Here is a 5,697-nt window from a genome sequence, read left to right as displayed (position 1 = left end):
CCATTGCGTAGGCCGATTTCCGTGACGGTGCAGGCGTCTCCCAGGCGCTTTTGCACGCTTCGCCAAAGGTCCAGCGTGTTGGACGTGCGATGGCTGGAAGCATGGAGCGCCAGCAGCTTGGGTTTTTCCAATTTCGGAGGGGAGAAGTGCAGAATCCGCTCCGCCAAATCCCGAACGGCCAGACGGTAGGCCGCTTCCAGATTGCAGCCCGCATTTTTGGCCTGCACGGTAAAGTTTGAAAGGGAGCCCACCGCTTCCACCAGCGGGCGGCCGGGAAAAGCGCAGCCCGCACTGTTTGCCGCCAGCGTCAGTTCCCGAGCGGCGGCTTTGGTATAGAGGTCTCCCACGCCGTCCGCCAAAACTCCGCCTACGCACCCCGCAAGAATTCCCGGATGAGTTCGTAGAAAAGCCAGCAGATCATAGTATTCGTGGTTTACGCCGCTTTCGTCCAGCGGAACGGCGAAGAGAAGCCGCTGGGTTGGGGGCGGGCCGGAAAGTGAGGTTACAACCTGACAGGGAATGTCCCGCAGGCCCTCCCGCAGGGCCGAAGCATACCGGTGGGACGCGGTTTGACCGGGGCAAATCAATGTCAGCATACTCATAGGATCGCCTTCAGCGTGGCCTCTGTTTCTTTAAGGCGGGCGAACAGCGCGTCCGGCAGGTTGACGGATTCTGTTTCCAGTCCTTTGGAGGTGAACCGGTTGCGCACGCCGAACCACACGCCCCCAAGACACACGGACCCGCAGTGCCACTGCCCTCGCAAGGTCAGCAAAAGCTGCATGGCTCCGGAGGACACGGCTGGGGCCACAAAGGGCTTAAAGCCCAAATCCCGGATGCGGAGGTTGGCGGTTTTTACCAACTCCGTCAGCTCCCGGGAGATTTCGTCATCGTACTTTTTCAGGGAATTTGCAATTACAAGCCCCTCCCCATGAGGACCGAAGCTGCGCCCGTCGGACAGGAAGGAGAGGAAGCGCAGGTCGCTCTGAGCCAGCGCGGCAGCGCGGGCGTTCATCACGCCAAGCCCGTAGCCCTGCACCTGCTCGGCCAAAAGTCCCATTCCATCCCATTGTCCGCCGGGATTGGTGTTGGAGGCCAGATACGCCGCCTTGCACAATGGATCCACGGGGTCGGAAAGAACGGCGAACAACCCATCAAACCGGGCTTCCCGCGCCTGCCGGGCAAAGGATTCCACCAAGGGGCGGTTGGCGGCAAACTGGGCCATTCGCACGTCCTGCACCTGGCTGCCCACTGGGGGGATGGCTTTTGCCGCCGCGAATAAAAACACGTCGCAGTCAAACAGATGCTTGGGCTGTACGGCCTCCACCTTGGGTAGGGCCTCATAGTCCCACGGCCAGGATATCTGGCCCATTTCCGAAACCCATCGGGCGACGGTGTTTTCATTTAAATCGCAGATGCCGATGGTACCGATGCAGTCGCCGCCCAAAAGCTTCAGCGCCGTGAGCAACGTGCTCCCCACATCGCCCACTGCCAGCAGGTGCACCCGCCGGCGGTTACGCTGACGCTTTTCCGTCCGGTTCGCCGCCTGCTCCCAGCGGGGATGGCGGAAGTTGGCGGCTTGAAGCTCTCCGGCCCACAGCCGCCGGGAAATGCCCTTGGGAAGGTCGGGGACGGGGGCGTCGATGCGACGGCTGTCCAGCCACTCCACGCCGTCTGCCTTGGCGGTGAGCTGGCGGGGGTCCGTGACGAGAAAGCCTGCCCGGCGGTGCTCCGGCGGGCGGTTGATGAGAAATGTCACGTCCTCCTCCTCCCGGGGCTCGCCGCAGGCGAGGAGGGCCAGACTTTCCAAGGATGCGTATTTTTTGCCCTGATAGGTATAGTAGTAAACCATTCGTTATCCATCCTCCCCATAGCGAAGCTGTGCCACGGGCGTGTCGTTCGCCCGGAGATACAGCCTGCCGTTTTCGGAATAAAAGGTCTGGTTGTTTTTGTCGCAGTCTACCCCATAGGCCACGCGCCAGATGGCGCCGTCGCCTTCCTGTTCCCGATAGAGCAGGGAAGCGGCAGGCAGCGGAACGTCGGAGAGATACTGCCCCACAATAAGATGTGCGGTCAAATTCCGTACGGGTGCGTCTGGATACCGCTCCCGCGCCGATGCCAGCTCATTGGGCTCAGAGAAAATCACCTGCCCTGCCCCGCTTCCCACCGGCAGCATGGGGCTGAACGCGCAGGGAACATCTCTACCATAAAAGCCGCCCAACTTTGTAACATGGAAGGTTCTGGAGGAGTTATAAAATTCCATGGTGTTGGGAATGACCACTGAAATTTCCGGTGACACTCCATCCCAGTCGAAGCCGGAGGCAAACGTCTGCGTGGTTAGATAATTCGGAATAAATTCCACACCCTCCGTGCGCTGGGAGTTTCTAAGTCGGTAATGCAGGCTGCTGTCCCGAAAGACCCATAGCCCGGCGGTGAGGATTACCGCCAGCAGTAAAAATGCCGCCGTCCGTTTCTACCTCACGGCTGTGGCCTCCGCTCCATCTCTTCCATCCGTAGCAGCAGTCCCAAATCAGTTTCAAGACATTGGGAAGCGGAGAGGTTCATGTCGTAGTGCAGGCAGCGCCCCTTGTCCGGGGCAAGAGGAAGAATCACCGCCTCGTTGAGCCTGGAAAGGGTCAGATTCCGGGCATAGGTGCGACGGTATTCGCCCTCCAGCGTCAGCAGAATGTCCCGTGCGTTTTCAAGGCAGACGCGGGAGAAATTGAACACAGCCGCCTGTGCGCAGCCCCGGTAAAACCGGGGATAGACATAGGGTAGAATCATGTTGATGGACGGAGTGAGCTGGGGCTGGTCCTCGCCGTTTTGGGCCACGGTGTCCCCGCCGATGAAGGGATACATGGTGGACTCCACAAACCAGGAGCGCATGTTGGGCACGAAATATACGCAGTCGATGTTCCGCCCCTTGGACAGGATCAAATCCCGACCCCGGCCCGACAAAAGGCCCACCAGCACTCGGTCGATCTCCAGATTTTCCGCGCGGAACAACGGGTCCAGCGCATTGATGCGGTTGCCGGTGTGAAGCAGGTCGTCCACCAGAATCACGGGGCGGTGAAACGCCTTGACGGTGCGAATTTGACTTTCCAGCGGCGCGTACCGGGGGAAGGGGGCAATGGTGAAAGAGCTTAAATCTTGCGCGAACACCTTGTCCGTGTGAATGGTTTTTGTGACGGTGTTGGGGATGGCGTTGCCTCGGAGAATTTTTCCGAAGGGGACGCACATATTTTCTCCCAGCACCCGGGGATGGGTAGGTTCTGAGGGAACGCCGTTTAGCTCCACAATGCGGCCCACCAACCGGTGGTAGATGACCTCCGCGTTTAAGGACAGCACCAGCACGCCGGGATACAGATTGCAGATGGCCCGCTGAAAATTCTCATGGGCCTTGCGCACGGCGGAGAGTACTTGTGGGTTGGAGGCAAACGGCTCTTTCAGGGTGGTGGGAATGTTCTGAATCAGCACGGAAGGGGAGCGCATATCCGTCAGCAGCAGCGGGCCTGCGTCGCTCTGGGGGGCCAGAACAAAGCCCTGCCGCTGCAGAAGATCCAGCGTCACGGGGTCAATTTTTCCTGAGGCGGGCCGCCACACGGCGTATCCGCAGTCGGATACCATTGCCCGGCTCAGCGCCTCGGTCAATAGCAATTGGCCCACATCGTAGGCCGCTCCGCAGGATTTTGCGATATACAATCCCGTCAAAAGGGCGATGCGCCCGGCGGTCCGCTTGCGCACATAGTCGGCAAGGCCCGCGTCTCCCAGCGCGTCGTACAAGGTGGCGGTGTTCACCGTCCGCAGAGTCAAAAAGCCCAGCACGCGGGGCCGTGGGCCCTGCAAGCGAAGGATCATGAGGGAATCGCCCCGCTCTGGATGGGTGAATAGGTGTGTTTCGTCCCCCACGGCGGCGTACAGCTCTTCCAGCAGGTCGCGGTCAGGCCGCTCCGCGAAGGAGAAATCCAAATCACTGGCCCGAAGAACGTGCTTATACTGCGGCTCTCGGAGATATAAACTGTTGCGGTAGATATAATCCTGCACGGTGGGATCTACCAAATTGGAGATGTCCCGGCCAAGGTCGATGTTTTCCCGGATACGGGTGGAGCTGATGTCCTCCAGTTGAGTGGGCAGCTCCAATTGAAGCACCTTGCCCTGAATGCAGCCCAGATCCGGATCAATTTCCACCCCATCCGCGTCGCTGGAGCGGCGGAAGACAATGTGGTTGAGATGCTGTACGGACCCTTCCACGGGGGCTGCCCGGTAGGACGAGGCATTGGCCACCACGTCGGACCCCACGGCCAGATACAGCTCCCGGCCGGAAAATACCTCCCGGAGACAGTTCAGGCTTTGGGGATCGGCCAGATTGACGGGAATGTCGTGGGGAAAGAGATACACGCCAAACTGATCCGCCACGGACATGGACACAATTTGCCGCCGAACCAGAGATGGCTGCGCTTTTTTCGACCAGGAGAACTCGTCAATGGCAAGATAGACTTCAAAGCCCATATCCCGGATGGCCTGCACGATCCCCTTATGGGACAGGGAAAAGGGATCAAAGGTGCCGGGGAAAAACGCAGCCGCAGGCGGGGGAGAAAAGCGGAAGGGTCCATCGTCCAGCTCGTGGGTCAGAATGAAGCGGTATATATGAGAGAGAGTGGCCGCGGCGTAAAAAAACGTCAGCTCCCGCTCTTGAATTTCGTTCATCAGGAAGAGAATTTTTTTGGACATCAGGATAAACAGGGCTTTCTTGTCCTCATAGTCCAAGGAATTGGAGGCAAACAGCCCGTCTCCCAAAATGTGAAGGGTGGTCTGGCGGACGGACTCCCGACAGGATGCAAGCCCCCGCAGCAGCAGGCCTGCCAGCCGGTCCCGCCGGGCGGAGACGGCGTATTCATCCTCGCTGAAGCGCTGCTGGTATACCGCGTAATATTCCAGCATGGAGCCGATGGTTCGCAGCGCCGCTGACACAACTCCCGCCAAGGGTGTGGAGAGCAGAAATTCCATCTGACTCACCAGCTCGTCCAGCTCTCCCGGAGGAAGCCAGAGCGAAAAACGGCCCAGATATTCGGGGATGTATTTCGAGCTGTCGGCATCCTCGGTTTCCAAAGATTTGGAAAGCTCCACGGCGATTTCATTCCGCCTCGCAGGCGTCAGCACAGGGGCAAGGCTTAAAAGAGAAGCGCCTGCTGCCTGCCGGACCACCATGTTTTCGCTGACCTTCATGAGGTTTGAAAAATGCGTGGCGATGTGAAGCACATTCTGGTGGTTGCCCAGCTCCACCTGCTCCAGCAGATATTCCACGCCCACGGCCTTTAATATCCACGGTGTGGCAGTTTTCAGATTATCCAGAAATACGCCGCTGACGGCGCTTTGTCGGCTCAAAAAGCCGTTCTGTTCCGCTGTGTCCAGTCCCAGACGGCGACCCAGCTGGCTTTGCAAGAACAGAAGGGGCGCACTCACGCCGCAATCTGCCTCTGCCACGGCAGCGCGGATATGTGTCCGCGCTGCCGCGCCCTCCGGCAGGGCCTCCAGCAGGTGGCGTAAAAGGCGCATGGCGGCGGCCTTTTGCTTTTCCGCGCCGTTTTCCAGCCAGTACAGGGCAAAGTCGGTGAAAATCCGCAGCTCGTCTCCTACGCACTGGGACAGGGGGAAACTCACTACCGTATCCATCAGGGCGAAGGCAGCCCCATCCTCCAC

At 59.4% G+C, this 5,697-nt stretch carries 3 protein-coding genes and 1 pseudogene; all 4 read right to left on the bottom strand.

Going from position 1 to position 5,697, the window contains the following annotated elements:
* Window positions 1–602 (bottom strand): annotated as a pseudogene (locus RT018_RS13985) (NADPH-dependent oxidoreductase); the annotation flags it as partial.
* On the bottom strand, window positions 599–1,849 hold the full coding sequence (locus tag RT018_RS13980; protein WP_312942905.1) for a lactate dehydrogenase: 1,251 nt from the start codon (window positions 1,847–1,849) through the stop codon (window positions 599–601). The pseudogene RT018_RS13985 and the gene RT018_RS13980, both read right to left, overlap by 4 nt.
* A 3-nt stretch (window positions 1,850–1,852) precedes the next feature.
* Window positions 1,853–2,359: a hypothetical protein gene (locus RT018_RS13975; protein ID WP_312942904.1), complete on the bottom strand. Its 507-nt coding sequence runs from the start codon at window positions 2,357–2,359 to the stop codon at window positions 1,853–1,855.
* A 116-nt stretch (window positions 2,360–2,475) separates the two neighbouring features.
* Window positions 2,476–5,697, bottom strand: a 3,222-nt coding sequence (locus RT018_RS13970) for a cytidyltransferase-related domain protein (protein ID WP_312942903.1), incomplete at its 5' end; no start/stop codon positions are given.

It is taken from the genome of Oscillibacter sp. (genome assembly GCF_032060045.1).
Lineage (GTDB): Bacteria > Bacillota > Clostridia > Oscillospirales > Oscillospiraceae > Oscillibacter.
This window is presented reverse-complemented; position numbering and strand designations above follow the sequence as displayed.

What these genes read in the sequence shown, in the direction of transcription:
- RT018_RS13980 (WP_312942905.1), bottom strand. Translation starts at nt 1,849, where the DNA reads ATGGTTTACTACTATACCTATCAGGGCAAAAAATACGCATCCTTGGAA.